The sequence below is a fragment of the Kitasatospora sp. NPDC057518 genome (assembly GCF_042802075.1).
Lineage (GTDB): Bacteria > Actinomycetota > Actinomycetes > Streptomycetales > Streptomycetaceae > Kitasatospora.
In genome coordinates this window covers 1-1,426 of record NZ_JBHVEU010000791.1, presented here as the reverse complement: position 1 = coordinate 1,426, position 1,426 = coordinate 1, and the positions used below count along the sequence as shown (strand labels likewise).

Annotated in this window: 1 protein-coding gene; it reads left to right on the top strand. The window is 73.1% G+C overall.

Annotation, left to right across the window (positions count from 1 at the left end):
• Positions 1–522 precede the first annotated feature (522 nt).
• On the top strand, positions 523–1,407 hold the full coding sequence (locus ACFU7Z_RS39430) for a hypothetical protein (protein WP_375877814.1): 885 nt from the start codon (positions 523–525) through the stop codon (positions 1,405–1,407).
• Positions 1,408–1,426: the final 19 nt, after the last annotated feature.

Sequence of the window (1,426 nt, the reverse complement as noted above, 5' to 3'; positions counted from 1 at the left end):
CGTCCGTCGGGTGGCGGTTTCAACCGCGACCGTGGCGACCGTCCGGCCGGCGGTGGTTTCCGCCGTGACGACCGCCCCTCCGGTGGCTTCAACCGTGACGACCGCGGCGGCGACCGTGGCGGCTTCCGCCGTGACGACCGCCCCTCCGGCGGTTTCAACCGCGATGACCGTGGTGGCGACCGTGGCGGTTTCCGTCGTGACGACCGTCCGTCGGGTGGCGGTTTCAACCGCGACCGTGGCGACCGTCCGGCCGGCGGTGGTTTCCGTCGTGACGACCGCCCCTCCGGTGGCTTCAACCGCGATGACCGCGGTGGCGACCGTGGCGGCTTCCGCCGTGACGACCGTGGTGGCGACCGCGGCGGCTTCCGCCGTGACGACCGCCCGTCGGGTGGCGGCTACCGCCGTGACCGGGACGAGCGCGGCGGCGACCGCCGGGAGTACGACGACCGCCGGGGCAACTACGAGCCCGTCAAGCGTCTGCCGATCCCGGAGGACGTCACCGGCTACGAGCTGGACGCGGACGTGCGCCAGGAGCTCAAGAGCCTGCCCAAGACCCTCGCGGACGACGTCGCCCGCAACCTGGTGATGGTGGCCCGCCTGCTCGACGGCGAGGCGGAGGAGGCCTACCAGTACTCGCGCATCGCGCTCCGTCTGGCCTCCCGCGTGGCGGCCGTCCGTGAGGCGGCCGGTTTCGCCTCGTACATGACGCAGCGCTACTCCGAGGCGCTGACCGAGTTCCGCGCCGCCCGTCGGATGACCGGCCGGGCGGACCTGTGGCCGGTGATGGCCGACTGCGAGCGCGGTCTGGGCCGTCCGGAGCGGGCGCTGGCGATGGCCGGCGAGCCCGAGGTGAAGCAGCTGGACAAGGCCGGCCAGGTCGAGATGCGCCTGGTGGCGGCCGGTGCCCGCGCCGACATGGAGCAGTTCGACGCCGCCGTGGTGACGCTGCAGAGCCCGGAGCTGGCCTCCAACTCCGTGCAGCCGTGGACCGCGCGTCTGCGCTACGCCTACGCCGAGGCCCTGATCGCGGCCGGCCGGGCCGACGAGGCCCGTGACTGGTTCGCCAAGGCCGCCGAGGCCGACACCGACGGCACCACCAACGCCTCGGAGCGGCTGGCCGAGATCGACGGCGTGGAGTTCACCGACACGCTCGACCCGGAGCTGGCCGAGGACGAGGCCGAGTCGACGGACGCCCCGGTGCAGAAGAAGCGCGGTGGCGGCGACCACTCCGAGGACCGCGTGATCTTCGAGGACGAGGAGGACGTCGAGGAGTTCTACGACGAGGACGACCTCGAGATCGACGACGACTTCGACGGCGTCGTCCCCGAGCGCGCCCAGCAGGCCGAGGCCGCCGAGGCCGAGGAGTCGAAGGCCGCCAAGGCCGACGCCGACGCCGACAAGAGCTGAGCAGCTCCCAGGCAAACGC